Annotated in this window: 28 protein-coding genes and 1 pseudogene; 10 read left to right on the forward strand and 19 right to left on the reverse strand. The window is 70.9% G+C overall.

What is annotated here, in order from left to right; translation table 11 throughout:
• Nucleotides 1–52: 52 nt before the first annotated feature.
• The 4 genes from ACPPVW_RS08990 to ACPPVW_RS09005 are packed head-to-tail and all read right to left on the reverse strand — an operon-like array spanning nt 53 to nt 2,350.
• Nucleotides 53–406, reverse strand: a complete 354-nt coding sequence (locus ACPPVW_RS08990; protein ID WP_426626142.1) for a carboxymuconolactone decarboxylase family protein — start codon at nt 404–406, stop codon at nt 53–55.
• Nucleotides 403–810 (reverse strand): (R)-mandelonitrile lyase, encoded by a 408-nt coding sequence (locus tag ACPPVW_RS08995; RefSeq protein ID WP_426626143.1) that lies wholly within the window; start codon nt 808–810, stop codon nt 403–405. Before ACPPVW_RS08995 ends, ACPPVW_RS08990 begins: the two co-directional genes overlap by 4 nt.
• Nucleotides 807–1,838, reverse strand: a complete 1,032-nt coding sequence (locus ACPPVW_RS09000) for a zinc-dependent alcohol dehydrogenase family protein (RefSeq protein WP_426626144.1) — start codon at nt 1,836–1,838, stop codon at nt 807–809. Before ACPPVW_RS09000 ends, ACPPVW_RS08995 begins: the two co-directional genes overlap by 4 nt.
• Complete coding sequence (locus ACPPVW_RS09005) at nt 1,826–2,350, reverse strand: MFS transporter (RefSeq protein ID WP_426626145.1); 525 nt, start codon at nt 2,348–2,350, stop codon at nt 1,826–1,828. Before ACPPVW_RS09005 ends, ACPPVW_RS09000 begins: the two co-directional genes overlap by 13 nt.
• Before the next feature lie 106 nt (nt 2,351–2,456).
• On the opposite strand from ACPPVW_RS09005, the gene ACPPVW_RS09010 reads away from it, so the two are divergent.
• Nucleotides 2,457–3,290, forward strand: a complete 834-nt coding sequence (locus ACPPVW_RS09010; protein ID WP_426623971.1) for an IS5 family transposase — start codon at nt 2,457–2,459, stop codon at nt 3,288–3,290.
• 16 nt (nt 3,291–3,306) lie between these two features.
• On the opposite strand, the gene ACPPVW_RS09015 is transcribed toward ACPPVW_RS09010, so the two are convergent.
• Complete coding sequence (locus ACPPVW_RS09015; RefSeq protein ID WP_426626146.1) at nt 3,307–4,053, reverse strand: MFS transporter; 747 nt, start codon at nt 4,051–4,053, stop codon at nt 3,307–3,309.
• A gap of 102 nt (nt 4,054–4,155) precedes the next feature.
• On the opposite strand from ACPPVW_RS09015, the gene ACPPVW_RS09020 reads away from it, so the two are divergent.
• The 3 genes from ACPPVW_RS09020 (at nt 4,156) to ACPPVW_RS09030 (ending at nt 6,750) form a co-directional block, all read left to right on the forward strand.
• Nucleotides 4,156–5,067 (forward strand): helix-turn-helix transcriptional regulator, encoded by a 912-nt coding sequence (locus tag ACPPVW_RS09020; RefSeq protein ID WP_426626147.1) that lies wholly within the window; start codon nt 4,156–4,158, stop codon nt 5,065–5,067.
• 179 nt (nt 5,068–5,246) lie between these two features.
• Entirely contained in the window at nt 5,247–5,471 is a 225-nt protein-coding gene (locus ACPPVW_RS09025) for a helix-turn-helix domain-containing protein (protein ID WP_426626148.1), read from the forward strand.
• Nucleotides 5,464–6,750 carry a type II toxin-antitoxin system HipA family toxin gene (locus ACPPVW_RS09030; protein WP_426626149.1) on the forward strand — a complete coding sequence of 429 codons (1,287 nt, stop codon included), beginning with the start codon at nt 5,464–5,466 and terminating at the stop codon, nt 6,748–6,750. The genes ACPPVW_RS09025 and ACPPVW_RS09030 overlap by 8 nt, the downstream gene beginning before the upstream one ends.
• Nucleotides 6,751–6,769: 19 nt before the next feature.
• Here ACPPVW_RS09030 and ACPPVW_RS09035 read toward each other — a convergent pair whose 3' ends face one another.
• From ACPPVW_RS09035 to ACPPVW_RS09050, 4 genes are all read right to left on the reverse strand, one after another.
• On the reverse strand, nt 6,770–7,465 hold the full coding sequence (locus tag ACPPVW_RS09035) for an SDR family oxidoreductase (RefSeq protein ID WP_426626150.1): 696 nt from the start codon (nt 7,463–7,465) through the stop codon (nt 6,770–6,772).
• Between the two features lie 570 nt (nt 7,466–8,035).
• Nucleotides 8,036–8,782 carry a hypothetical protein gene (locus ACPPVW_RS09040; RefSeq protein WP_426626151.1) on the reverse strand — a complete coding sequence of 249 codons (747 nt, stop codon included), beginning with the start codon at nt 8,780–8,782 and terminating at the stop codon, nt 8,036–8,038.
• Nucleotides 8,783–8,907: 125 nt separating this feature from the next.
• Nucleotides 8,908–10,143 (reverse strand): hypothetical protein, encoded by a 1,236-nt coding sequence (locus ACPPVW_RS09045; RefSeq protein ID WP_426626152.1) that lies wholly within the window; start codon nt 10,141–10,143, stop codon nt 8,908–8,910.
• 58 nt (nt 10,144–10,201) lie between these two features.
• Nucleotides 10,202–10,369, reverse strand: coding sequence for a hypothetical protein (locus ACPPVW_RS09050; protein WP_426626153.1), 168 nt, complete (start codon nt 10,367–10,369; stop codon nt 10,202–10,204).
• 41 nt (nt 10,370–10,410) lie between these two features.
• Here ACPPVW_RS09050 and ACPPVW_RS09055 point away from each other — a divergent pair, with 41 nt between their 5' ends.
• From ACPPVW_RS09055 to ACPPVW_RS09065, 3 genes are all read left to right on the forward strand, one after another.
• Nucleotides 10,411–11,211 carry a thioesterase family protein gene (locus tag ACPPVW_RS09055; protein WP_426626154.1) on the forward strand — a complete coding sequence of 267 codons (801 nt, stop codon included), beginning with the start codon at nt 10,411–10,413 and terminating at the stop codon, nt 11,209–11,211.
• Nucleotides 11,212–11,383: 172 nt separating this feature from the next.
• Nucleotides 11,384–11,818: a VOC family protein gene (locus ACPPVW_RS09060; protein ID WP_426626155.1), complete on the forward strand. Its 435-nt coding sequence runs from the start codon at nt 11,384–11,386 to the stop codon at nt 11,816–11,818.
• A gap of 5 nt (nt 11,819–11,823) precedes the next feature.
• On the forward strand, nt 11,824–12,465 hold the full coding sequence (locus ACPPVW_RS09065; protein WP_426626156.1) for a winged helix-turn-helix transcriptional regulator: 642 nt from the start codon (nt 11,824–11,826) through the stop codon (nt 12,463–12,465).
• Nucleotides 12,466–12,493: 28 nt separating this feature from the next.
• On the opposite strand, the gene ACPPVW_RS09070 is transcribed toward ACPPVW_RS09065, so the two are convergent.
• Together ACPPVW_RS09070 and ACPPVW_RS09075 are read right to left on the reverse strand one after the other, a co-directional pair.
• Nucleotides 12,494–13,030 (reverse strand): dihydrofolate reductase family protein, encoded by a 537-nt coding sequence (locus tag ACPPVW_RS09070; protein WP_426626157.1) that lies wholly within the window; start codon nt 13,028–13,030, stop codon nt 12,494–12,496.
• 177 nt (nt 13,031–13,207) lie between these two features.
• Nucleotides 13,208–13,999, reverse strand: coding sequence for a C40 family peptidase (locus ACPPVW_RS09075; protein WP_426626158.1), 792 nt, complete (start codon nt 13,997–13,999; stop codon nt 13,208–13,210).
• A gap of 496 nt (nt 14,000–14,495) precedes the next feature.
• On the opposite strand from ACPPVW_RS09075, the pseudogene ACPPVW_RS09080 reads away from it, so the two are divergent.
• Together ACPPVW_RS09080 and ACPPVW_RS09085 are read left to right on the forward strand one after the other, a co-directional pair.
• A pseudogene (locus ACPPVW_RS09080) lies at nt 14,496–14,558 on the forward strand (hypothetical protein); the annotation flags it as partial.
• Nucleotides 14,559–14,578: 20 nt separating this feature from the next.
• Nucleotides 14,579–14,830, forward strand: coding sequence for a hypothetical protein (locus ACPPVW_RS09085; protein ID WP_426626359.1), 252 nt, complete (start codon nt 14,579–14,581; stop codon nt 14,828–14,830).
• Nucleotides 14,831–14,832: 2 nt separating this feature from the next.
• Here the strand turns inward: ACPPVW_RS09085 and ACPPVW_RS09090 are convergent, their stop codons facing one another.
• Nucleotides 14,833–15,228 (reverse strand): hypothetical protein, encoded by a 396-nt coding sequence (locus tag ACPPVW_RS09090; RefSeq protein WP_426626159.1) that lies wholly within the window; start codon nt 15,226–15,228, stop codon nt 14,833–14,835.
• A gap of 95 nt (nt 15,229–15,323) precedes the next feature.
• On the opposite strand from ACPPVW_RS09090, the gene ACPPVW_RS09095 reads away from it, so the two are divergent.
• A complete protein-coding gene (locus tag ACPPVW_RS09095; protein WP_426626160.1) occupies nt 15,324–16,520 on the forward strand; it encodes an MFS transporter in 1,197 nt (398 codons plus the stop codon).
• 76 nt (nt 16,521–16,596) lie between these two features.
• Here ACPPVW_RS09095 and ACPPVW_RS09100 read toward each other — a convergent pair whose 3' ends face one another.
• From ACPPVW_RS09100 to ACPPVW_RS09130, 7 genes are all read right to left on the reverse strand, one after another.
• The gene (locus ACPPVW_RS09100) at nt 16,597–18,186 is read right to left on the reverse strand and encodes a CDP-alcohol phosphatidyltransferase (RefSeq protein ID WP_426626161.1); all 1,590 of its coding nucleotides are present in this window, start codon (nt 18,184–18,186) and stop codon (nt 16,597–16,599) included.
• A 32-nt stretch (nt 18,187–18,218) separates the two neighbouring features.
• Entirely contained in the window at nt 18,219–18,914 is a 696-nt protein-coding gene (locus ACPPVW_RS09105; RefSeq protein WP_426626162.1) for a RibD family protein, read from the reverse strand.
• A gap of 68 nt (nt 18,915–18,982) precedes the next feature.
• The gene (locus tag ACPPVW_RS09110) at nt 18,983–20,122 is read right to left on the reverse strand and encodes a lysylphosphatidylglycerol synthase transmembrane domain-containing protein (RefSeq protein ID WP_426626163.1); all 1,140 of its coding nucleotides are present in this window, start codon (nt 20,120–20,122) and stop codon (nt 18,983–18,985) included.
• The gene (locus ACPPVW_RS09115) at nt 20,119–20,937 is read right to left on the reverse strand and encodes an SAM-dependent methyltransferase (RefSeq protein WP_426626164.1); all 819 of its coding nucleotides are present in this window, start codon (nt 20,935–20,937) and stop codon (nt 20,119–20,121) included. Before ACPPVW_RS09115 ends, ACPPVW_RS09110 begins: the two co-directional genes overlap by 4 nt.
• A complete protein-coding gene (locus ACPPVW_RS09120; RefSeq protein WP_426626165.1) occupies nt 20,934–22,067 on the reverse strand; it encodes a glycosyltransferase family 4 protein in 1,134 nt (377 codons plus the stop codon). The genes ACPPVW_RS09115 and ACPPVW_RS09120 overlap by 4 nt, the downstream gene beginning before the upstream one ends.
• Entirely contained in the window at nt 22,040–22,438 is a 399-nt protein-coding gene (locus ACPPVW_RS09125) for a 6-pyruvoyl trahydropterin synthase family protein (protein WP_426626166.1), read from the reverse strand. Before ACPPVW_RS09125 ends, ACPPVW_RS09120 begins: the two co-directional genes overlap by 28 nt.
• Complete coding sequence (locus ACPPVW_RS09130) at nt 22,438–23,415, reverse strand: dehydrogenase (RefSeq protein ID WP_426626167.1); 978 nt, start codon at nt 23,413–23,415, stop codon at nt 22,438–22,440. The genes ACPPVW_RS09125 and ACPPVW_RS09130 overlap by 1 nt, the downstream gene beginning before the upstream one ends.
• Between the last annotated feature and the right edge of the window lie 55 nt (nt 23,416–23,470).

Raw genomic sequence — 23,470 nt, forward strand, 5'->3', positions numbered from 1 at the left:
TATCGCTTCTGGCGTAGCGAGACGCGACATTCGCGGCGAAGTGCGGGGCGTCTCACCCTCCGAACACCTCCTTCGCGATCGCCATCGCCGACATGGCCTTCGGCCAGCCCGCGTAGAACGCGAGATGCGTGATCGCCTCGATCAGCTCCCGCTCGGTCGCGCCGTTGTCGCGCGCGAAGGCGAGGTGGAAGCGAAGTTGTTCGACGTTGCCGCCCGCGAGGAGGGCGGCGACCGTGATCAGGCTGCGGTCGCGCTTGGCGAGCTCCGGCCGTTCCCAGACCTCGTCGAACAGCACGCGATCGGTGTAGTGGACCAGGCCGGGGGCGAAGTCGCCGAAGGCGCGCTGGCCGCCGGTCCAGCCAATGCCCGTCTCAGAACCAGTCCCGGTCTCCTGCGCGTCGCTCATGCGCGTCGCCCTTCGTACTCGTCGTCGGTGATGTGCTCTTTCCAGATCGTGGTCTCCGCCGGGTCGTCCGCGCCCTCCAGGAGCGCGATGTGCTCCATGAACCAGCCGGGCGCCGCGGCGTGCCAGTGGTCCTGGCCAGGAGGCGTGTACAGCGTCTCGCCCGGGTGCACCTCGATGACGTTGCCGTCGCGGTCGCCGAAGCGGGCGACGCCGGCGGTGACCCGGAGGTACTGCCCGCGCGCGTGGCTGTGCCAGGCGGTGCGCGCGCCGGGGGCGAAGCGCACGAGGGCGGCTGTCATCCGCTGATCGGCCTCGTGGGGTGCCGCGATGCGGTCGACCCAGACGTCGCCGACGAACTGCTCCGGCGGGTTCTTGACAGTGGGGGTGGTGGGTTCGATGTTCATGCGTTCTCCGTCTCCAGCAGGACCTTGATGGCGCGGCGCTCGTCCATAGCCTTGTATCCCTCCGCCGCCTCCGACAGGGGGAGGGTGAGGTCGAACACCGCGCCCGGGTCGATCTCATCGTTCATGATCAGCTCGATCAGCTCGGGAAGGAAGCGGCGGACGGGAGCCGGTCCGCCGTGCAGGTGCACGCCCGAGAAGAACAGCTCCTCGCCGGGCAGCTCGACGCCGTGCGAGACGCCGACGTAGCCGACGTGGCCTCCCGCCCGGGTCGCCCGGATCGCCTGCATCATCGACTCCTGCGTGCCGACCGCCTCGATGACCGAGTGCGCGCCGAGTCCGTCGGTGAGCTCCTTGATCGCGGCGACGCCCGCGTCCCCGCGCTCCTCGACGACGTCGGTCGCGCCGAAGCGGCGGGCGAGCGCCTGCCGGTCGGCGTGGCGGCTCATGGCGATGATCCGCTCGGCGCCGAGGTGCTTCGCGGCGAGGACACCGAAGAGGCCGACAGCGCCGTCACCGACCACCGCGACGGTCTTGCCGGGGCCGACCTCCGCAGCGACGGCCGCGAACCAGCCGGTGCCGAGCACGTCGGAGGCGGCCAGCAGGCCGCGGACCTGCTTCGGGGTCGGGGCGGTCGGGGTTGCGACGAGCGTGCCGTCGGCGAGCGGGACGCGCAGGCGCTCGGCCTGCGTCCCGAGGGCGCCCAGGGGCACCCGGTGGATGCAGTGCGACTGATAGCCGGCACGGCAGACCTCGCACGTGTTGTCGGAGGCGAAGAACGAGCCGACGACGAAGTCGCCGACCTTCACGTTGGTCACCTCGTGGCCGACTTGCTCGACGACGCCGACGTACTCGTGACCCATCGGGGTCGGCCGGGTGACCGCGTCCGCGCCGCGGTACGGCCACAGGTCGGAGCCGCAGATGCAGGCGGCGGCGACGCGGATGATCGCGTCGGTGGGCTGCTCGATGGTCGGGTCGTCGCGCTCTTCGACGCGGACATCCCGAGGGGCGTACATGACTACTCCACGCATGTGCGTGTTCCTTCCGTTGCGGGGATGGGGGTGGCGATCTCGGCCGGACGACCGAGGAGGGCGCAGACCGTCACCGCGGCCAGCGCGACGGCGATCGTGGTGACGAGCCCGAGGGGGAGGATGTTCAGGGCGCCGGCGATTCCGACGAGTGGTGCGGCGACGCCTCCGAACGCGAACCGTGCGGCGCCGAGCACGGAGGACGCGGTCCCGGCGATCTGCGGATAGTCCGCCAGCGCGATCGTCGTCGACGGCGGGCTCGTGACCGCGGTGCCGCCTGCCAGCAGGAAGAGAGACACGATCACCACCACGAGCGGCACGTGCGTCAGTCCGGCGATCAGGAGGCCGACGCCGCCGAGCCCGGCCAGTACGAGACCGACGGCCAGCGTGCCCTTCACGCTCCAGCGCTCGCTGCTGCGCCCGGACAGGTAGCCGAACACCATGAATCCGGCCGAGTTGAGCCCGAACGCGAGGGCGTACTGCTGAGGAGACAGCCCATAGATCCCCTGGAGCACGTAAGAGGTCGCGCCGATAGGTAGGGGTGTGGCGTTGGCGTCGGGCAGGCACGAGCCCTGTTAAACACGGTTTCGACCAAGATTCCGTCGTTGCCCAGGAGTGCTCGTGCCTGCTGTTCCATCTTCCATCATCGAGCCCATTTGGGCGCAGTTCGAAGCGTTGATCCCACCCGTCGTGGACGAGCACCCGTGGGGTGGCCACCGGCCGAGGATCCCGGACCGGATCGTGTTCGACAAGCTGATCCAGGTACTCGTCCTCGGTGCCGCGTACGAGAAAATCGCCGACCACACCTGCTCGGCCACCACGATCCGCCGCCGCCGCGACGAATGGATCACCGCGGGACTCTTCACCGAACTGGAACGGCTCTGCCTAAACGGGTACGAGAAGATGATCGGCCTGGATCTGGCGAACCTGTCCGTGGACGGGTGCATCGTGAAAGCACCCTGCGGAGGTGAGGCCGCGGGCAGATCCCCGGTAGACCGGGGAAAGCAGGGCACGAAACGCTCGGTCCTGGTCGATGGCGGCGGGATCCCGCTCGGCGTCGTCGCAGCGCCAGCGAACCGGCACGACTCGCCCCTGCTCGCCCCGACCCTGGAGAAGCTGGCCCGGTTCGGGTTCGACCTGCCCGAGCAGATCACCGTGCACCTGGACGCCGGCTACGACTCGGGCAAGACCCGCAACCTGCTAAGCAGCCTCGGCTGCGACTGGGTCATCAGCAAGAAGGGCACCCCGCTCCAGGCCGGCGCCCGCTGGGTCGTGGAACGCACGAACTCCTGGCACAACCGCGGCTTCAAGAAGCTCCACATCTGCACCGAACGCCGCGTCCGCGTGATCGACGCGTTCATCGCCCTCGCCAACGCCATCATCATCGTCCGCCGACTACTTCGCGAAGGATGGAAACGCCACCGCTGGCACGGCAGGAGCGCCCGACAACCCTGACCTATCGGCGGAAGCTCTAAGTGGCTCCGCTGAGATAGGCGAACAGGGCGGCGTAGACGAAGCCCTGGGCGAGCACCGCGCCCACGAAGCGCCGGTCGGAGAACAGCAGCCGGAGGTCGCCGGCGATCACCGCGAAGCCCGCGCCGGTGCGGGCCTCCACCGACAGCGTCTCCGGGAACCCGAGTGCGAGCCAGAGCAGGATGCCGGCACCGATCATGGCGAGGACGACGAACAGTCCTCGCCAGTCGAGGACGGCGGTGAGCGCGCCCCCGACGAGCGGCCCGACGATCGCGGCGAACCCGCCCGTGACCGTCAGCCGGCCGTAGAAGCGGATGAGGCGGCCGCCCTCGTAGAGGTCGCGGCCCGCGGCTTGCGCGATGACGATTCCCACCCCGCCGGCGAGTCCTTGAGCGAAGCGGGCGCCGATCAGCGCCTCCACTGTCGGGCTGATCGCGCACAGCGCGGAGACGGCGACGTACGCCGTCACCCCGATCAGCGCGGGTCTGCGGCGGCCGAACCGGTCGGAGAGCGGCCCGGCGATCAGCTGACCGGCGGCGAGGCCGAGCAGGCAGGCCGTCACCGTCAGCTGCGCCATCGACGTGGTCGCGCCGAGCTCGGTCGTGAGCGACGGCAGCGCGGGAAGGTACAGGTCCATCGATATCGGGCCGAAGACCGTCAGCACGAGCAGCAGAGTCGCCAGTAGGCGGCCGGCGCGGATAGGGAGCGCTGCGTCGGGGGAGGCGATGGGGCGGGTGGCTGTCACGGCATCCATCACACCGCGCTTACGCATAATCGAGGGAGTCCGTGACGAGACGTGTACTGACAGGGCACCCCACAGGCCGGCGACACGACCTACGCTCGTCGCATGGACAACCGTGCAGAGGTCCGCGAGTTCCTCATGTCGCGCCGTGCCCGGCTCACGCCCGAGCAGGCCGGCCTGACCTCCGGGGCCGGTCGCCGTGTCGCCGGGCTGCGACGGTCGGAGGTCGCCATGCTCGCCGACGTGAGCGTCGAGTACTACTCGAAGCTGGAGCGCGGCGCGATCTCGGGAGTCTCCGCTGCGGTCCTCGATTCCGTCGCGCGGGCGCTGCAGCTGGACGACACCGAGCGCGCGCACCTGTTCGACCTCGCCCGCGCCTCCGACGGGATCCCCGCCTCCGGCCGACCGCGGCGCCGCACGACCCGCGACCCCGCCACGCGGCCGAGCCTGCACTGGGCGCTGGAGGCCTTCACCGAGGGCGTCGCCGTGGTGCGCAACGCCCAGTCGGACGTCATCGCGTTCAACGCTCTGGGCCGCGCCTTCTATTCGCCGATGATCGGCGACGGCGGACGCACGCCGAACTTCGCGCGGTTCCAGTTCCTCGACCCGGTGTCGCGCGACTTCTATCCGGACTGGGACCTGTTCGCCGACATGTGCGTCGCGGTCATGCGTGCGGAGGCCGGCCGCGACCCGCACAACCGGGCGCTGCAGGACCTGGTGGGCGAGCTCTCGACGCAGAGCGACACCTTCCGGCGGCTGTGGGGAGCGCACAACGTTCGGACCCACGGCGCCGGGACGAAACGGTTCGTCCATCCGGTCGTCGGTGAGCTGACCCTGGCCTACGAGGAGTTCGCCGTGACCGCGGAGCCCGGCCACATCCTCCTCGTCTACACGGCGGAGCCGGGGTCGCCCTCGGCTGAGCGGCTCGGGCTCCTCGCCTCCTGGGCGGCCGAGCACGGCCGTGCCAGTGAACTCGACGAGCGCGGAGACGTGAGCGCGCGGCGTCCGACGGGCTGATTGCGAGCGGCCTGTTCGACGGCACGCTCAGTGCGCAGTTACCTGGGCGGGCGACGGGTAGGCGAGGGTCGCTCGCGACTACCGATGGGTAGTCGATGCTACCCTGACTACCGAAACGTAGTCGCTGTGCCGTTTACTACCGATCGGTAGTCGCCAGGGCCGGCCGACAGGAGGAAGCCGTGCGCGCACTCATCGACAGCCCGGAGTCGATCGGGCATTTCGTCCGACGAATCCGCGAGACCAACGGGATGTCGCAGCGTGAACTCGCCGCGGCTCTCGGCACGTCGCAGCGCTACATCACCGAACTCGAGAACGGATTGCCCAAACGGATCGACCAACGGTACATCGATCTGCTCCGACGGCTCGGCATCACCATTACCCTGGAGACGAAAGATCATGGCTGATCGTGAGCTCGCCGTCACCCTCTACGGCCGCGACCTGGGTGAACTCGTGCGACGCGACGGCAGAGCCTTCTTGCGCTGGAGCTCGGAGGCCGAGGAGACCTGGGGAGTCAACTCGTCGGCGCTCTCCAACGGCCTCCGGGTCGGGCTTTCCAGCATCGACGCCACCGAGGCGTTCTTCGGTGCCCTGCTTCCCGAAGGAATAGCGCTCGACGAGCTGGCACGCCGATCGGGTGCTGCCAGCAACGATCTCGTCGGCATCTTCCAGAGCGTTGGAGCGGACCTCGCCGGCGCGCTCACCGTCGGCCGCCGGGGCACGCGATCGGAACCGCCTCGAATTCTCAGCCATGACGAGCTCCGTGCCGCGGTCCGCACGGCTCACGGCTTCGTCGTCGGAGGCGGTGGGTCGGCGGTCGCCGGCGTGCAGCGTAAACTCGCGCTCACCCACATCGGCGAAGAGTGGGCCATCGGAAACGATGACACGCCATCGACGCATATCCTCAAGCCCGTAGGCGCCGACGACCGTAGCGTGGCCTTACGCGAGCAATACACGCTCGATCTCGCACGGGCACTCGGACTGTCGTCCTTCCAGTCCTGGGTCGAGACCATCGGAGACCAGCCAGTCCTGGTCGTCGAACGATACGACCGCGTCACGACGGACGACACCTCGTCGCGGATCCACCAAGAGGACATGGCCCAGGCGCTCTCCCTGCCCTGGGGCGGCAACGCCAAGTTCCAGTGGGACGACCCCGGTGCGAATCTGGCGGCGGTCGCCGCCACCCTCGACCAGGGCCGGAGTATCTTCGACACCGGTCCGAGCCAGCGCGAGCTTCTGCTTCGCTTCGTCGTGTTCAACGTCGCCGTCGGAAACACCGACGCCCATGCGAAGAACTACTCCATCCTCCGGCCGGAAGGCCAAGAGCCCCGACTCGCACCGCTCTACGATGCGGCGCCGCTCATGCTGGCGTATGGCGGCAGTCAGCGTCTGGCGCTGTTCGTCGACGACGAGCAATGGTTGCCGAACGTCTCTGTCGAACACCTGACCGGCGAAGCGGCCCGATGGCTGCTACCAGAGGGGCGTGCTCGTGAGATCATCCACGACACGCTCGAGCGGCTCGTCGTCGCTACGCAAGAGATCGCCGCCGACGAGGCCATCGCCGCGACCGTGCCCGGCTTCATCCGCGCTCAGGCGCGCAATCTTCTCGCAGGGAAGAGGGCAGCGGTCGACGCCGCCGGGCCGCTCGGACTTCAGACCCGCATCGACTCCAGCACGCAGGGTTGACCAGGCGAGGCCGCCCTCCTCACCGCCGCCGCATCGGCCGCACGGTGAGCGACTCCACGGTGCCCGTGCTCGGGAGGTCGACGGCGACGCGCACGGTCGCGGCGACCATCTCCGGGGTGATCGTGTACGACGTGTCGTAGTCGTGGCCCTCGCGGGCGACCAGTGCGCGCTGCATGTCGGTGTCGACCCGGCCCGGGTGGATGCTGGTGACGCGGACGCCGTTGGGTCGTTCCTCCTCGCGGAGTGCGTCGGTGAGCGCACGCAGCGCGAACTTCGAGCCCGAGTACACGCCGCCGCCCGCCGCGCTGGTCAGCCCCGACCCGCTGTTGATGGCGACGACGAGCCCGTGCGCCGACCGCAGAGCCGGGAGGGCTCGGCGCAGGAGCGCCGCCACCGAGAACACGTTCACCTCGAACACATGGCGCCAGGTGGCGTCGTCGGTGTCGGCGACCGTGCCGCCGTCCTCCACCCCGGCCGACAGCACCAGCGTGTCGAGGCGGTCGGGCAGCGGCGGGAGCACCTCCGCGGTCAGGTCGGCGACGAACGCCTCGGCGGACGGCAGGGCGGCGACCACCTCGGCGACGGCGCCGGCATCCCGTCCGCCGACCAGCACGTGGTGAGTGCGGCCGAGCTCCTCCGCGATGGCGCGGCCGATGCCGCGCGAGGCTCCAGTGACGAGGGCGACGGGGCGGGGGAGGGCAGCGGTGCTGGTCATCCCTCGACTCTACGACCGATCGGATGCGGCGGATCCGGCGCCGCGTCTACCCGCCGAGCGCGGTGACGGTGGTCGGCCCTACGCCACGCTCAGGCCGTCAGACGCACTATCGCGTTCCGGGCGCGCCTCCGTCGCCTCGAGGGAGGGAGGGGCTCGGAAATGGCGCTGCGTGAGATCGACGAAGGCACCTTCCTGGAGAGCGTCCCGGTCGTCGCCCCGACCTTCGACGTAGCGTCGGCCAGGCCGGCCCGCAGTGGACCAGGAGGTCGGACGGGCCGGAATGGGTGCCTCAGCTCGCGGCGGCGGCCGAGCAATGCCGGCGCGACGACGAGCTGGCGTTCGTCAACTTCCGCGAGACGATCGGGTGGTCGGTGACGATCCCGTGCCGGTATCTCACCTCCGGGCGCCCCGCCGATTCTGAGGTGCTCCTGGGAGCATCGCACCTACTGTGGGCAGCGGCGCTGGCAGCGAGCGTCCGCAGTGCCTCGCTGCCAGCGCCCTCCATCGTTCCGGCTGGCCTGCCGAGGGGCAGCGGCGAGGCCCCTACCCCGGGGGATGGAGGCCGCCCGGCTACTTCAGTGCCTGCCTGATCGCCTTCGCGTCCGTCTGAGCCTTGTGGGCGGCGGTTCGTGCGGACTCCAGCGACGACTTCACCGACGACAGCGCCGAACGGTTCGAGTCGTAGGTGCTGGGCGTCACGCCGAGTGCCGCCGACGCCTGGCCGCTCGCGTCGTGGGAGGCTGTCGAGAGCTGCGCGCTCATGTCGCTCAGGTCGGATTGCAGCGCCGTGGTCGACTTGGCCTTGTCCTTCCCGGAGAGCAGCCCGGCCAGCGTGGACTGCTCCTTCGTGAGCTTGGGGAGAGTCGTGCCCGTCAGTCGGTCGGCGTCTGAGGCGAGCCTGGCCTGGGGGAGGGCGACGGCGTAGACGCGGTACTTCCTCAAGACCGTCTTGAGGTCGCTTGTGGCCTGCGTCGTGGTGGTGTCGGCGGCGATCGTCGACGCCGACGACTTCATCGCCACGAGGTCGGCGTTCAGTGTGCCGAGGATCGTGGAGCGGTCGCTCGACGTGAGGTACGTGTCGCTGGTGACCTTCGCGATGGCGGCGGTGAGCTTGGTCTCGCGGTCGCTGATCGCCTTGGCCCCGGAGGCCTGGATCTCGGCGAGCGTGCGGGTGGCGTGAGCGGTCGAGCTCGGGGTCGGGGTCGGTGTCGGTGTCGCCGTGGAAGCGGCGTCCGCGAACGCGGGCGTCCCGATCAGGGCGAGGCCGGTGATTCCCGCGGCCGCGGCGACGACGAGGCCGGTGATGCGTGTGGGCATGATTCTCCCGTTCAGAGGTGAGCGTCGGAGGTTCTTCCGACCTCCTTCAGCGTCGCCCGCGAATGTTCGGGCCTTGTAAAGACGCCGTTCGGAATGGGTATCGCGCGGGCGAAGCAGCGCGGATGTCAGCGCCGCGAGATGAGATCTGCGCGCACGAAAGCGTCGATGCAGGTGGGCCGGCGGCGGTTGCGTTCGACGGTCTCGCCCAGGAAGGTGTCGAACTCGGCGACGGCGTTCGAGCCGGCCCGTGCAGAGACCGAGCGCATCGTCTTCAGGAGCTTCGCGGCGGTGCGGTAGTTCTTCTGGTCGGCTGTGATGAGTGTTTCGTCGACGATCGCACGGTAGACCGCGAGGGCCTCCGAGGGGTGCGTCTGCGCCCGGCGCTTGCAGAGATCGAGCCAGAGCCGGTGCTTACCGCTGATCGGGACCTTCGCGGTCGCGAATTGCCAGGCCTCATCGATTCGACCCTCGTCCAACAGATACGCGGCGAAGCCGGGCGCGTCGCCATCGGCCAACAGGGACTCTGCCGCAGGTCGCTCGTGCCCCCAGACTCCGGCGCGTTCCGCGGTCTCGCGCAGGGGCGCGAACGTCGCCGACGTGGGAAAGCGTGTGAACCGGTCGCGACGCGCTGTGACCGCTGTTTCTACGTCGCCCCTGGCGAAGGCGTCCTCGACGATGTACGTCACCATCCCCTGGTCCCAGCCGCGCGTATCGAGCGCGATGGCGATGCCGGCATACTCCAGGGCGTCGTCGTGAAGACCGGCCTCGTCGAGGTCTCGTGAGATGTATTCCGCGGCGAATGCATTGGCGGGCTCACCTCCATAGGCGCCGACGATCGCATCCCGATCGCGATCGAGAACGGCCAGGCGCCTCAACGGGTACCGACCGTAGGGGCCGAGATCGAGGGCGGCGATGGCCTCCCGATACCGGTGGAGGCTCTTCGGGCTGAGCGATTCCGCGTAGCCGACGATGTCCGGGTCGAACGCATCCTGGGACCCGCCGTATCGATAGTCAACGATCCACTTCACGACGCGGGTCTGCTCAGCCTGCGTGAGCGACGGAGTGGAGGTGCGCACGGCGGTGGCGTGCGCGTCGAGGAGTGTGCGGATCTCATCGCCCTGCGCGCCCGAGGAGTCGTCGGACCGCATGATGGCGCGTGTGGTCAAGGTGATGGCCCGTTCGATCACCCGGATCAGTTGCGGGCTTGCCCGGGTCGCGCGGTCGGCGAGCAGTTCGACAGTGTCGCTGCAGTCATCCGCGTAGTCGTTCGCCTGCCAGTAGTCAGAGGAGCGTCGTCGGGGCGTCATGACCTCGTTCACGCGAGCAAGCAGCGCGGCTGGGTCGGAATCGAGGTCGGCCATAGGTCCATACTCGCCGAAGTGAGCACCCTCTCGGGCAACATGTCGCCTCCTGGATCGACTAACCCGGCTCCTCTTCCGCCTCCAGCGTCTCGTTCGCGTCGATGAAGCCGTCGTCCCTCTCGGTCGCCTTCTCCGCATCCGCGGCCTGCGCCTGCGCCTGCGCTTGCGCCTGCGCTTGCGCTTGCGCTTCGGCTCTGGTCTTCCGCTCCCGCTTCTCTCTGCTCATGCTCCCAGTCTCTCCCCGCCGACTACGCCTAGGTTGGAGTCGTGGATGCAGAGACGACCCCCGACGCGTACTTCGTTCCCCTCGGCGACGGGAGGTACGTCCCCACTCCGCACGCGGGAGGGGCTTGGGCCGACGACGAGATGCACTTCAGCCCGCTGGGCGGGCTCATCACGCACGAGATCCTGCGCTACGCCGCGAACCCCGACGGGCCGGCGCTGCAACTCGCCCGGATCAGTTTCGACATTCTCGGGTTCCTCGCCCTCTCCGAGGTGGAGGTCTCCGTCGAGACCATCCGGCCGGGTCGCACCATCGAGCTCGTCGAAGCGACGGTCGTCATCCATGGGCGCACTGCGGTACGGGCGCGGGCCTGGCTGCTCTCGGCGTTCGAGACGGTCGAAGTCGCCGGCGGCGCCCCGGCGCGGCTGCCCGCGCCGGAGACCGCGACGCTGTGGTCGATGCAGGACGACTGGATCGGCGGCTACGTCGCCTCGCTCGACTCGCGTGCCGTCCGCCCGCCGCTGGCCGGCCGCGGGACCGCGTGGCTGTCGTCGCGCTGCGTGCTCGTCCGCGGTGAGGAGGTCGACCCTGTGGCCGCCTGGATCACTCTCGTCGACACCGCCAACGGCGTCGCCGTGCGCGAGCACCCGACCCGGTGGATGTTCCCGAACGTCGACCTGACCATCCACCTGCACCGTGCGCCGAGCGGGGGCTGGCTCGGGCTCGACACGGAGGTCGTGTTCGGCGCGACCGGCCTCGGCGTCACCCGGTCGGTCCTCCACGACCGCGCGGGTGCCGTCGGCTTCGCCGAGCAGGCGCTCACGGTGCGGCGGCTGACGGAGTAGCGAACACAACTCCGGACATCGGCTCCTCCCCGTCCAGACACTCCGGATCTGCGGACCTGCGTTCGGCGCGTCGACTGCGTTCTCCGGATCAGCCGACGATGGCCTTGACGACTCACTTGTTTTTTGCAAGTATGGGCATCATCCACACGACAAACCCATGAGGGGAATCACGATGACCGCGATGTTCGTCAACCTGCCGGTGACCGATCTGGAGCGCGCCAAGGCGTTCTACTCGGCGGTCGGCTTCACCATCAACCCGCTCTTCACCGACCACAACGCCGCCTGCGTCGTGGTCGAGGAGGACCACAACTACTTCATGATCGTCACGCGCGAGTTCTTCCAGACGTTCACCGACCTCCCGGTCGGCGAGCCGGCGAAGAACGTGTCCGCCTCCACTTCCGTCATGCTCGACAGCCGCGAAACGGTCGATTCGACCGTCGCAGACGGTCTGGCAGCGGGCGGCACCGAGACGAAGGAGCCGGCGGACTACGGCTTCATGTACCAGCGTCAGCTGACCGACCCGGACGGCAACATCCTCGAGTTCGGCTGGATGGACCCGGTCGCCGCGCAGCAGGGCCCCGAGGCCTATATGAACCAGCAGGCCTGAGGCCGATGGTCGCGCGAGACTACGGCCAGTACGACGGCATCACGCGCGGCCTCGAGCTGGTGGGGGAGCGCTGGGCCCTGCTCATCGTCCGTGACTTGCTCGTCGGGCCGCGCCGCTACGGCGAGCTCGCGGCAGGACTTCCCCGCATCCCGAGCAACATCCTGGCGGCGCGGCTGAAGGAGTTGCAGGCGGCCGGCATAATCCGGCGTGCGCCGCGCTCCCGCATCATCCTCTACGAGCTGACGCCCTACGGGCGGGAGCTCGAGCCGATCGTGCTCGCACTCGGGGCGTGGGGGTTCAAGGCGATGGGGAAGCCGCGGGAGGAGCAGATCGTCACCCCGGATGCGATGGCGATTTCGCTCCGCACCGCGTTCCAGCCGCAGGTCGCCGTTGCCTTGCCGTCGACGGCGTACGGCGCCCGCTTCGGCGAGGGCGGCCTCCTCATCCGGGTGGACGGCCCGACGCTCGCGGTGACGCGCGGCGAGGGCCCGGTCGACTTCGCATTCGCGGCGGGTCCGGACATCCGACGGCTCATCTCGGGCGAGCTGCCCGCCGAGCGCGCCATCGAGACGGGCGTCGTGGAGGTGCTCCGCGGCCCAGGCGACCTCCTGTCGCGCTTCGCGAGCACCTTCCACCTCGCCGCCTGACGCACTCGCGCCGACCCCTCGGCGAAGTTCAGTGGAGGATGCGGTAGTCAACCAGCAGGTAGCCGGAGGCGGAGGTGAGGTTGCGGATCGTCTCCAGGCGCTTCAACGGGAGGTCGTCGAGCAGCCGGCGACCGGCGCCGACGATCCGCGGCGCGATCACGAGCCGCAGCTCGTCGACCACCCCCGCGGTCAGCAGCGCCCGCGCGACCGTGATGCTGGCGTGCACGCCGATGTCGCCTCCATCGCCGTCCTTGAGCCGCCGCGCGAAGGCGACCGGGTCGCCGTCGATGGGCTGCGAGTTCGCCCACGGCCGGTCGAGCGGCGACGACGTCACGACGTGCTTCGCGACCCCGTTGATGAACGTCGCGAACGGCTCGATCGTGCTCTCCGGCCAGAACCGCGACCACTCGTCGTAGCTGCGCCGGCCCAGGATCACGGCGTCCTGCGACGCGATCACGGCGCCGAGCTCGGCATCCATTGCGTCGTCCCAGTCGGCGATGAACTCGTCGGGGTCCTCGGCCACCCCGTCGAGCGAGAGCAGCTCGTACACCACGATCTTGCGCATGCGGGACCTCCAAGCGATGACCGGGCCGACACCGACGGGAACCGGCCCGAGCCCACGCTACGCCGACGAACCGGACCAACCCAGGATGCGGCGACGGACCGGTCGATCCCGCGTTCGCGACCACTGTCCACTTGGGCGCCCGAACGAGGGGTTCGCGGTCGGAGGCGCCGTTGGGGCTTACGGAATCCGTACGAAAGCGGGGTCTCCCCAGTAGGGGCGTTCGGCGACCGTGCGGCCCCAGTCGGGGGCGTCGATGATGTCGATGATTCCGTCCGGCAGAACATGGGCCAGCCCGATGTGAGCGCCGGGGTAGACGATCAGATCCCCGTCCTGTACCTGGTCACGGGAGATGTCCACCCCGCGGGACGCTTGCTCATTCACTCCGCGAGGCAGCGCCACTCCGAACGCTGCGTAGACCCACTGGACGAGCCCATCGCACTCGAATCCGGCCGACGGAGACGCGCCCGTCGAGTAGGGGACGACACCCACGTACTGTTCGGCGAACGCGACGATCGCGGCTCCAGACCTGGCTGGCGCGGGGGCTGCGAAGGCGACGGCGCGGTGCCGCGCCGTCGCCGCAGCGGCGGACGCGGCGGCCTGCGCGGCGGCGGCCTGGGCTGCGGCGGCCTGGGCTGCGGCGGCCTGGGCTGCGGCTGCCTGCGCTGCGGCTGCCGCGGCCAGCGCGCGTGCCGCGTCCAGCTGCGCCTGAGATGTCGCTGCCACGGCGTCCCTGGCGATCGGAGTCGAGGCGATCGCGGTGGGGACCGAGAGGGCCTGCCCGGAAGAGAACGCGGAGCGGACGTGCAGTTCGGGCACGATCGCGTCGGCGAGTGCGGGTTGCGACGCCGTCCCGCTGGCGCTCGTCGTCATGAGCACGGCGGCCATCGATGAGAGGGCCTTGCGTCCGATCCACGACGGCGGGCGCGCGCCCGTGCGCTTGCGCCGCACCGCACTGTGCTTGCCACTCATCCGGGCCCCGCCTCCTCACACGGAGAGAACCGATCCGGGCTCATTGTGCGCCAGACCGACGAGACGCTGGGCAGCGGAGGTGCGTCAGTCCGCTGGCGTGATGCTCGAATGTCATTTGCCGGCTCACCTCGCGGGCGGAGGCGCGTCACCCGTTCCGCGCCACCCTCCCCAGGCCGCCGAAGGGCACGTGGACGCCCTTTCCGGGGCGTTTTAAGGGCCACAACGTGCCCCTCGACGCCCTGTGAGGCGTGGCCGCGGAAGGCGGCATCGCCGGGCCGGATCGTCCAGCGCGCCCTCCGCCGTCCGTGGGGGTGGACCCTCGAGGGCTGCTCGTGCGAACGCGACCTGGAGGCCGCGGTGCGCGCCGCGGGTTTCGCGAGCGTGGAGGTGGAGCGGTACCGGCTGCACACGCCGTTCGTGCCGTTCAACACGCAGGTGGCGGGGGTGGCGGCGGCCAGCAGCGTTTCTCATTGAGCCGATTCGAGAAGAGACGAACGTGGACGAACTGCTCTCGATCCCGCTCTACTCGCAGGGCGAGGCGGCCGACACGCTCGGAATGCCGCGCTCGACGTTCAGCCAGTGGGCGACGGGGGCGAGATTCTGCTCACCGGTGACAAGGCGATCGCGAAGAGGCCGATCGAGGCGAGGGCGGTCGCGGCGGCTGGTGCGCGCGTCTTCGCGCTCGCGAGCAGCCAGCTCACCGGGGAGGGGAAGGCGCGCAGACTGCTTGACCATGAGAGGGCGATCTTCCGACGCGCCGACTCCTTGAGCGGCCCGTACATCGTCAGTGTGACGGGCCACGGCCTGCAGACTCTGAGACTTCTCGAGTAGCGTTACGCCACCCGCGCCCGCCGCATCGTCGCGCCCGAGGTGATCCCCAGCACCACGATCCCGATCGCCTCGATGATGACGGTCTCGGGCACGAGGGTGAAGCTCCATACCTCGGTGATGCCGAACAGACCCACCGTCAGGGCGAGCAGCAGGGCGGCGAGGCTCGCGATCAGGAAGAGCAGCGAGAGGACGGTGGCGATGCGCAGCCAGGGGCCGCGCAGCACCAGCATCCCGACCGCCAGGACGATTGCCGCGATGCTGTTGAGCGCGAACAGCGTGCCCAGCAGACCGCCGACGCCGTGGAAGATGAGGAACAGGTGGATGCCGCCTATGGCGGCGAGGACGATCGCGCTGAGGATGCGCAGGAGCCACAGGGGACCCTGTCGGCTTTCGGTCATGGTGCTACCCGCTTCCGGTCCGGGCCTCCAGCGTGAAGGCCTCATCGGGAACACGAACGAACGCCAGGTTAGGTTCAATCGCGCCGCGGAGGCGAGTGCGCCAGGCGGGACTAGCATCGCAACCATGCCTCCCGCGTCGGCCTGGACCCCCGCAACCGTGCGCGACGCCACCCCTGACGCTGGCGACGTTCCTCGCCGTGACGACCGAGATGCTGCCGGTCGGGCTGCTGCCGGCCATCGGTCACGACGTCGGGGTGTCCGACACGATCGCCGGACTGCTCCTCACGGTGTACGCGTTCATGGTGGCGGTGCTGGCGGTTCCGCTGACGCTCTCGACGGCGCGGTTCTCGCGCAAGGGGCTGCTGGTCGCCACCCTCGTCGCGTACACCGTGGGCAACGCCGTCGTCGCCGTCGCGCCGGACTTCGCCGTGCTGGCGGCCGGTCGCGCGTTCGGCGGGATCGCGCACGCCCTGTTCTTCTCGGTGAGCATCGGCTACGCCTCGCGGTTGGTACGGGTGGAGTTCACGGGCCGCGCACTGGCGCTGGTCACGGCCGGCGCTTCCGCGGGCTTCGTACTGGGCGTGCCGCTGTCGACCTCCCTCGGGACCGCCTTGGGCTGGCGTGCCGCGTTCGGCGTCCTCGCCGGGGTGTGCGCTTTCGCCGTCGCGATCGTCACCGTGCTGCTGCCGTCGGTCCCGGGAGGCGGAACCGCGCACCTGGGGGCCGGTGCGGGTGCGCGCCGCACACGACTCGCGATCGTGTCCGCCACCAACACCGTGGTCTACCTCGGGCAGTTCACCGTGTACACGTTCGTGTCGGTGATGCTGCTGGCGACCGGTCTGGCGCCGGAGGCCGTCGGCCCCGTGCTGCTCGGGATGGGCGCGGTGGGCCTGGTCGGTACCTGGTTCGCCGCCGCGACTCTCGACCTCCGGCCGCGCGCCACCGTGCTGATCCTGCTCTCCTCCGTGACCCTCGGCCTGATCGGGGTCGGCGTCACCTTCCCCGCTCTGGCCGGCGTCCTGGTCGCCGCCGTGCTGTGGGGCGCGGGCTTCGGTGGCGTGGCGTCCGTGTTCCAGACGGCTGCGATCCGCACCAGAGGGGCGACTCCGGAGGTGATCGGCGCGCTCGTCAACTCCACGGCGAACATCGGCATCGGCGCAGGAGCGGCGGTGGGAGCCGCCGTGCTCGCCGGCCCCGGGCTCGGCTGGCTGCCGTTCGCCGGTGCGGCGCTCGTGCTCGCCGGCCTGGTCGTCGTGCTCGTCGCGCGCCGCTCCTTCCCTGCGGAGCCGTAGCCGACGGTCGCCGAGGGGCACGTAGATGCCCGTATCCGGACGTTTTAGGGGCCTGAGCGTGCCCCTCGGCAGCCGTTCACGGGCCGTAGGCCGCCAGGAAGCGGTCACGGAAGGCGTCCATCTTCCACACGGGCGCGGCAGACGAGGGCAGCATCCCGGGCTGCCACTTCCAGGAGCCGATCCGGTCGATCACGGTCGGATCCTTCGCGATGATGCTGATCGGCACCTGGTGGTTCGCGCCGGCACCGCTGACGACGGTGGCCGGCTGGTGGTCGCCCAGCACGACGAGCACGAGGTTGGGGTCGGCGAACGTGGTCAAGAAGGAGAACAGTGCGCCCAACGTGTACTCGATCGACTGCGCGTAGAGCTGCTGCACGTGCTTCGGGTCCTGCCAGACCACGCTCGGCGGGAGGCCCTCGGCGGGCTGCGGGTCGTAGACCGAGCCGTCGCCGATGGCGTCCCACGGCAGCAGGCGCGGCAGCGGGGTCCACGGGGTGTGCGACGACACGAGGTCGACCTCGGCCATCAGCGGCTTGTGCGGTGCGGCCAGTTCGTGCTGCTGGAGGTACGAGAACGTGAACTGGTCGGGCACGCGCGCGTAGCTGAAGATCGGGCCACGGTAGCCGACGTTCACGGCGTTCAACTGCTTTCCGTAGTGGTAGAACGAGCTCCCGATCGACCACCGCTGGGTGTCGGACGGCACATCGCTGAACGTCTGCCAGCCCGCTTTGCGGAAGGCGTCACTCAGGGTGAAGCGCGTCGTCGCGGTGACCTGGTCGTACTTCTGCTGTGAGTCGATCCAGAGACCGGTCTGCAGTGTGGAGTGCGCCAGCCAGCTGATCCCGCCGAACGTCGACGAGGTGAGGAAGGCGCTGCGCTCCGAGAAACCGTGTGCAGCGAGCTCGGTGCCCCCGCGGCGGAGGACGGCATCCACCCCGGGAGAGAAGCCGGTGCCCTGCACGGCGACCTGCCCGTAGCTCTCGACGAACACCACGAGCACGTCCTTGCCCTTCAGGCCGGTGAGGAGGTCGGAGGAGGGAAGCCGAGCGTACGGGTCGCTCGCGGCCGACCGCTCGAAGACGGCCTGGTCGCGGGCGGCGACCTCCATCTGGGCGACGGTGGAGGTCGCGGCCGAGACGGAGTCCGCCGCGGCGACGGGCTCCCCTGCGACGAGCCGCGCGCCCACCAGCGCCAGCACCAGCCAGCCGGCGGTGAGCGCCGAGGCCCCGATCAGGCTGGCGCGTCGCCAACGGCCGAGCACGTGCGCCAGGTGGAGCAGGGAGGCCGCGACCGCGACGACGGCTCCAGCCGCCAGGAGGGCGCTCAGCACCAGGAGGGCCAGTGCCGCGGCCGTGCCGGCGGAGTCGCGGACGACGCCGTAGCCGTTCACGAGCTCCGACCAGCCGGACACGACGTCGAACGGCCGTCCCACCGTCGCGAGGAAGACGCGGTCGAGCGTGGCGAGGATCGTCACCGTGACGAGCAGCACGGCCAGCAGGATCGCGACGGTGCGGCGTGCCCAGCGCCACGGCAGCAGGATCAGGACCACGAGCGCGAGGACGCACTCGATCGGCAGGCGGGCGAGCGCGAGCGGCGAGCCGGAGTCGATGAGGCCCGGTGCGGCGGCGGCGACGAACACCGTGACGGCGGACAGGGCCGTCACCACGGCGGACCAGAGCCTGGACCTCGGGCGACGTGTCATGGCGCACCGACGAACCGCTCGGAGAGCGCGTAGCGCAGCAGCACCACGTCTTCGATCGGTCGCGCCTCCACCAGCCGGGCGCGCCGGTCGGTCGTCCAGGGGAAGTCCGCGTCGCCGACGAACCGAGGCGCGGCGGGTTCACCGACGAAGAACGGCGCGATCGCGAGCTGCAACTCGTCGGCGAGGTCGGCGGCGAGGAACTCGGTCAACGTCGTCCCTCCGCCCTCCACCATCACTCGCCGGATGCCGCGCTCGCCCAAGTCGGCGAGGATCGCGGCTATCGTCGGCTCCTCGCCCAGGGCGACGACGGTCGCACGGTCACCGAGCCGTCGGCGGAGGCCGTCGGCGACGCCGCGCGGGCAGTACACGAGCTTCGTGGTGTCGCCGAGCGTGAAGAACCGGGCCGCGGGATCGAGTTCGCCCGACAGCGTCACGGTCGCCTTCCACGGCGTGCGACACAGCCCGGAGGCCTCCCTGCGGTCCTGCCGCTCGCTGCTGCGGATCAGGAGGCGCGGGTCGTCGCGCCGAACCGTCCGCGCGCCGACGAGGATGACGTCGTTGCGGGCGCGCACCTCGTCCACTCGATCGAAGTCCGCGGCGTTCGACAGCGCGAGTTTGGGTGGCCGGGCTGTGTCGAGGTAGCCGTCGAGGGAGATGCAGCAGCTGAGGGTGACGTACGGCAGGTCGCTCATACGGCGAGTCTCCTCCGCGCGTGCGGCGAAGGCGACCGGGAGATCGGCGGGGGAGGGGCGTGTTCCACTCATCGGCTCCGCCTCCTGGCGACGAGCGGCGCCAGCCACGCGGCGACCGCCCCCGGCACGATCGCGACGAACGCGAGCACTCCGTACAGCGTGGCCGCCGAGACTCCGGCCGCCGCACCGAACCCGGCCACCGCGAACGCCCAGCCGGCCGCGCCCTCGCGCGGTCCCCAGCCGCCGACATTGAACGGGATGGAGGCCGCGAGCAGCACGACCATCGCGAGTGCGAGCAGGCGGTCGGGCGGCACGGAGGCGCCGACGGCGGTCGCAGCGACGGCGAAGAGCGCGAGGTGGCAGCCGAAGACGACGACGGACGCGACGACGGCCTGTGCGCCCACGCGCACCGAGCCGAGGCCGGCGCGGAGCTCGCCGACCTCCCTGCGCAGCGCGTTCCGCACCCGGCGGCTGCCGAGCGTGGCGGTGACGCCCGCGACGACGACACCGGCCAGCGCTGCGCCGAGAGCGGGAAGCAGCACGCTCTCGAACTCGGCCCCGATCACCGCGAGCACAGCGATCGAGAGCGCCACCTGCACCCCTTGGCCGAGCACGCGCTCGATCGCGACGGCGCGCGCGGCCGCCCCGACCCCGGCCCCCCCGACCCGCGCGGAGGCGCGGCCGTGGTCGACCGCGCGCTGCACATCCCCGATCACCCCGCCCGGCAGCACTGTGTTGACCAGCTGCGATCGGTAGTACATGCCGACCGCCGTCCGCCAGCGCAGGGAGGCGCCGAGCCGGCGGGCGATGAGCGTCCAACGCCACGAGGCGGCTGCTGTCGCGGCGGCGAAGAGCACCAGCGAGACGGCGACGGCGGTGACGTCGAGACTCAGGAGGCCGTGCAGGAACGGTGCGGCGCCGACCCGCGCGACGATCGCGACGAGCACCGCGACGCCCACGAACGTCCGCGCGCCGACGCGCAGCCGGCGGGAGGCGAGCACCCGGCGGGTGGGGGCCGCCGCCCGCCGGGTGCTCGCGGGCGCACTCGGGATCGCGAGTGCGCCCGGCTCCGCGGATACGCCCGGCTCCATGGCCACGCCTGGATTCTCGGATACGCCCGGCTCCGCGGATACGCCCGGCTCCATGGCCACGCCTGGACTCACGGCCGTCTCGGCCGTCACGGCCGCCTCGACCGTCCGGAGCGTCATCGCGACCACCCCAGAAGGTCGAGGTGGTACACGCAGGCACGCAGCTCCCCGCGGGCCTGTTGCGCCCAACGCAGCTCGCGGTACCCCACTGTCTCGCGCAGCAGTCGCGGGTCCTGTTCGATGGCGGCCTCTGCCCAGCCGTCGAACCACTCCGCGAGAAGCAGGGGGTCCCGCCGGTCGAGCCGCCAGGTCGTGAGCGCCGTGCGGACGTGCCAGCCCGCCTGCCGGAACAGGCCGCCCACCAGGGCGGCGCCGTATCGGCCGATGAGGCGGCGCCCAGCGACCTCCCGTCGCTGGTGAGCGTCGAACGCCCGAGCGAACCGGATGTCGCGCGGGTCCCACGGCGTCAGCGCGACGTCGCCGGTGACGCTGAGCGACACGAGGACAGGAGCGCCCGCCGCCAGGCACGCGTCGACGATCGCGTGCGCCTCGGCCGCCGTCAGCACATCGAGCAGTGCGGAGGCGGTCACGAGCGAGGCACCGCGCAACGCGGATGCGTCGAGCCGGTCGAGCTCGCCGATGCGCGAGCGGAGCGCCACCGGCTGCCCCCACGCGTCGCGCGGGGGCCGCCCCTCGGAGGCGCGCGCGGTCAGACTCGCGTTCCAGTCGTGCAGGATCCAGGTCTGCGGACCGGGGAGGCGCGGCGCGAGCCAGCGCATCATCGAGCCCGTGCCGCTGCCGAGGTCGTGCATGGTGAGGGGGCCGTCGCCGAGCAGACCGGGAACTGCGGCCGCGAGCGCAGTCGACCGCGCGCGAGCGTCCTCCGCCTCGCGCAACGCGAGCCAGTCGACGCTGACCTCCCACATCTCGCTCACGATGGCACGGCCTCTGTTCGTCCGGTCTGGGTCCCCCCGGCCTGAAAGCAGCCGGGCTCTGGTCGCCCGAATCCTGGTCCTCCGGCCTGCGCGCCCGCCGCCTCGAGCGCAGCCGCGACGATTGATGTCGTCGTGCGCCACGACCTCCCGGTCGCGCGCGCCTCGAGCGCGGCGGCCCTGCGCGCCCGCCGCCGCTCCGGGTCGGCCCACCACTGCTGCAGCACGACGTGCAGCGCCCACACGTCGTCGGGCGGCACGAGCACCGCCGCCTCCGGCACGGCGATGGCCTCGGGGAGGCCGCCGACCGCGGTCGCGAGAACGGGGACGCCGTGCGCGAGCGCTTCCGCGACCGCCATGCCGTAGCTCTCCGTGCGCGAGGGCAGGACCATCAGATCGGCTCCGGCGTAGGCGGCCTCCAGGTCTCGACCCGAGAGCACCCCGGCGAACCGGATCCGGTCGCTCAGCCCGACGGCGTCGACCTGGGTCGTCAGCGCCTCCACGAAATCGGGGTCGACGTGCAGCGACCCCACGATCGTGCACGTCCAGTCGTCGCGGTCGGCGAAGCCGATCAGCGCGCGCACGAGGAGGTCCTGGCCCTTGTGCGGCGCGACTGCCGCGACGCAGAGCAGCCGGCCTCCCGAGGCGGAGGCCGCCGTCACGGGCGCCGGGCCGGCTCCAGGGTGGGCGACGACGATGCGATGCGGATCGGCGGCGTCCTGCTCCAGCAGCTCGGACCGCGTCCAGCCACTGGTTGCGATGATGAGGCGTGCGGCACGGAGGGCCGCGGCCTGATCGCCGCCGAGCTCGCCGGTGACCATGTGCACGAGCACGACCAGACACAGGCGCGCTCGGTGCGCGATCAGCGCCTCCGGCTCGCGCGTGGCGAGCAGACCGTCGACGAGCACGAGCGCGCCCTCGGGCAGCTGTGCGAGCGCGCGGGCGGTCCAGCCCTCGCCGCGGTCGGTGACGAGCACCATCCGCACCTCCCACCCGTCGGCCCGCAGGCCATCGCGTACGCGCTGGTCGTAGACGTTCCCGCCGCTGACGCGCTGGTCGTCGTCGATCGCGTCCGGCACCACGAAGAACACTGACCGTCCCCCGTTCACAGCGGCCTCGAGTAGCTCGCCCACGCGATGTGCGACTCGTGCAGGGTGACGGCGATGGAGGTCAGCCCCGTCGCCCGCCCGAGGTCACCGGCCGCAGCGCGGGTCGCGAGCCGGTCGGCGATCACCCGGCAGAGCACCTCCGTCGTCGTGTTCGTCCCGGCGAACTCCGGCTCGTCGTCGAGGTTGCGGTACGTCAGCGACCCGGTGATCTCCGCCAGCACGGCGGTGGCCCGGCCGATGTCGACGACGACCCCGTCGGTGTCGAGCGCATCGGCGCCGAAGGTGGCATCCACGACGAACGTCGCGCCATGGAGACGCTGGGCCGGCCCGAAGACCTCCCCGGTGAAGCTGTGCGCCACCATGAGGTGGTCGCGCACGGTGACCGCGAACGGCATCAGGCATCCCTCCAGTCGATCGTGTGGCAGAGTTCGTCGGCCGAGCCAGTGGACAGCCGGGCGAGCACGTCCGGCAGCGCGCGCCACGACGACTCACCGGTCAGCAGCCGGTCGAACGCCGCGTCGTGCAGCAGCTCGAGCGCCAGCGTGAGCCGGTCTGCGGTGCTGCGGCGGTCGCGACGGGCCGGAGGCACCGTGCCGACCTGGCTCGAGCGGATGGTGAGGCGGCGCGCGTGGAAGTCCTCGCCGAGCGGGAGGGTCACTTCGCGGTCGCCGTACCAGCTCGCCTCGATGATCGCGCCCTCGGTCACGACTGTCTCGAGCGCGAGCCGCAGCCCCGCCTGCGACCCGCTCGTGTTGACGACGAGGTCGCGCTCGCGCGGTGCAGCCTCCGGCTCGCTGAAGCGCACGCCGAGGTCGTCGGCGATCCGCTGTCGCGACGGCTCGATGTCGACCAGCGTCACCTCGACGCCCGGGATGCCCTGCGCGAGCCGGGCGACGCAGCAGCCGACCATGCCCGCGCCGATGACGGTGATCCGGTCGCCGACGAGCGGGGCCGCGTCCCAGAGGATGTTCACCGCGGTCTCCACCGCTCCCGCGAGCACCGCGCGGCGCGGCGGAACCCCCTCCGGCACCGGCACGACGGCGGAGGCCGGGACGACGAACGCCGACTGATGCGGGAACAGCGCGAACACGGTACGGCCGACCAGGTCGGGAGGCCCCTGCTCGACGACGCCCACGCTCAGGTACCCGTACTTCACCGGGCCGGGGAAGTCGCCCTCCTGGAACGGCGCCCGCATCCGGTCGCGCTGGCTTTCGGGCACGCGGCCGCCGAACACCGTCGACTCGGTACCGCGACTGACGCCCGAGTACACGGTGCGAACCAGCACCTCCCCGTCGCCGGGGTCGGGCACGGGCTGGCGTCGCAGGGCGCCGACCCCGGGTTCCTCGACCCAGAATGCGGAGGCTTCGAGCACGTCATCACCCCTTCCTGAACCATCCGTCCACGTGCAGCGTGTTAACACAAGGCCG

Source organism: Leifsonia sp. McL0607 (assembly GCF_049993355.1).
Classification (GTDB): domain Bacteria; phylum Actinomycetota; class Actinomycetes; order Actinomycetales; family Microbacteriaceae; genus Leifsonia.

Bases quoted from the DNA above. Each gene is read 5' to 3' on its own strand.
- ACPPVW_RS08990 (WP_426626142.1), bottom strand. From the start codon at position 406: ATGAGCGACGCGCAGGAGACCGGGACTGGTTCTGAGACGGGCATTGGC.
- ACPPVW_RS08995 (WP_426626143.1), bottom strand. From the start codon at position 810: ATGAACATCGAACCCACCACCCCCACTGTCAAGAACCCGCCGGAGCAG.
- ACPPVW_RS09000 (WP_426626144.1), bottom strand. From the start codon at position 1,838: ATGCGTGGAGTAGTCATGTACGCCCCTCGGGATGTCCGCGTCGAAGAG.
- ACPPVW_RS09020 (WP_426626147.1), top strand. From the start codon at position 4,156: ATGGACAACCGTGCAGAGGTCCGCGAGTTCCTCATGTCGCGCCGTGCC.
- ACPPVW_RS09030 (WP_426626149.1), top strand. From the start codon at position 5,464: ATGGCTGATCGTGAGCTCGCCGTCACCCTCTACGGCCGCGACCTGGGT.
- ACPPVW_RS09035 (WP_426626150.1), bottom strand. From the start codon at position 7,465: ATGACCAGCACCGCTGCCCTCCCCCGCCCCGTCGCCCTCGTCACTGGA.
- ACPPVW_RS09040 (WP_426626151.1), bottom strand. From the start codon at position 8,782: ATGCCCACACGCATCACCGGCCTCGTCGTCGCCGCGGCCGCGGGAATC.
- ACPPVW_RS09045 (WP_426626152.1), bottom strand. From the start codon at position 10,143: ATGGCCGACCTCGATTCCGACCCAGCCGCGCTGCTTGCTCGCGTGAAC.
- ACPPVW_RS09050 (WP_426626153.1), bottom strand. From the start codon at position 10,369: ATGAGCAGAGAGAAGCGGGAGCGGAAGACCAGAGCCGAAGCGCAAGCG.
- ACPPVW_RS09060 (WP_426626155.1), top strand. From the start codon at position 11,384: ATGACCGCGATGTTCGTCAACCTGCCGGTGACCGATCTGGAGCGCGCC.
- ACPPVW_RS09065 (WP_426626156.1), top strand. From the start codon at position 11,824: ATGGTCGCGCGAGACTACGGCCAGTACGACGGCATCACGCGCGGCCTC.
- ACPPVW_RS09070 (WP_426626157.1), bottom strand. From the start codon at position 13,030: ATGCGCAAGATCGTGGTGTACGAGCTGCTCTCGCTCGACGGGGTGGCC.
- ACPPVW_RS09075 (WP_426626158.1), bottom strand. From the start codon at position 13,999: ATGAGTGGCAAGCACAGTGCGGTGCGGCGCAAGCGCACGGGCGCGCGC.
- ACPPVW_RS09090 (WP_426626159.1), bottom strand. From the start codon at position 15,228: ATGACCGAAAGCCGACAGGGTCCCCTGTGGCTCCTGCGCATCCTCAGC.
- ACPPVW_RS09105 (WP_426626162.1), bottom strand. From the start codon at position 18,914: ATGAGCGACCTGCCGTACGTCACCCTCAGCTGCTGCATCTCCCTCGAC.
- ACPPVW_RS09110 (WP_426626163.1), bottom strand. From the start codon at position 20,122: ATGACGCTCCGGACGGTCGAGGCGGCCGTGACGGCCGAGACGGCCGTG.
- ACPPVW_RS09125 (WP_426626166.1), bottom strand. From the start codon at position 22,438: ATGCCGTTCGCGGTCACCGTGCGCGACCACCTCATGGTGGCGCACAGC.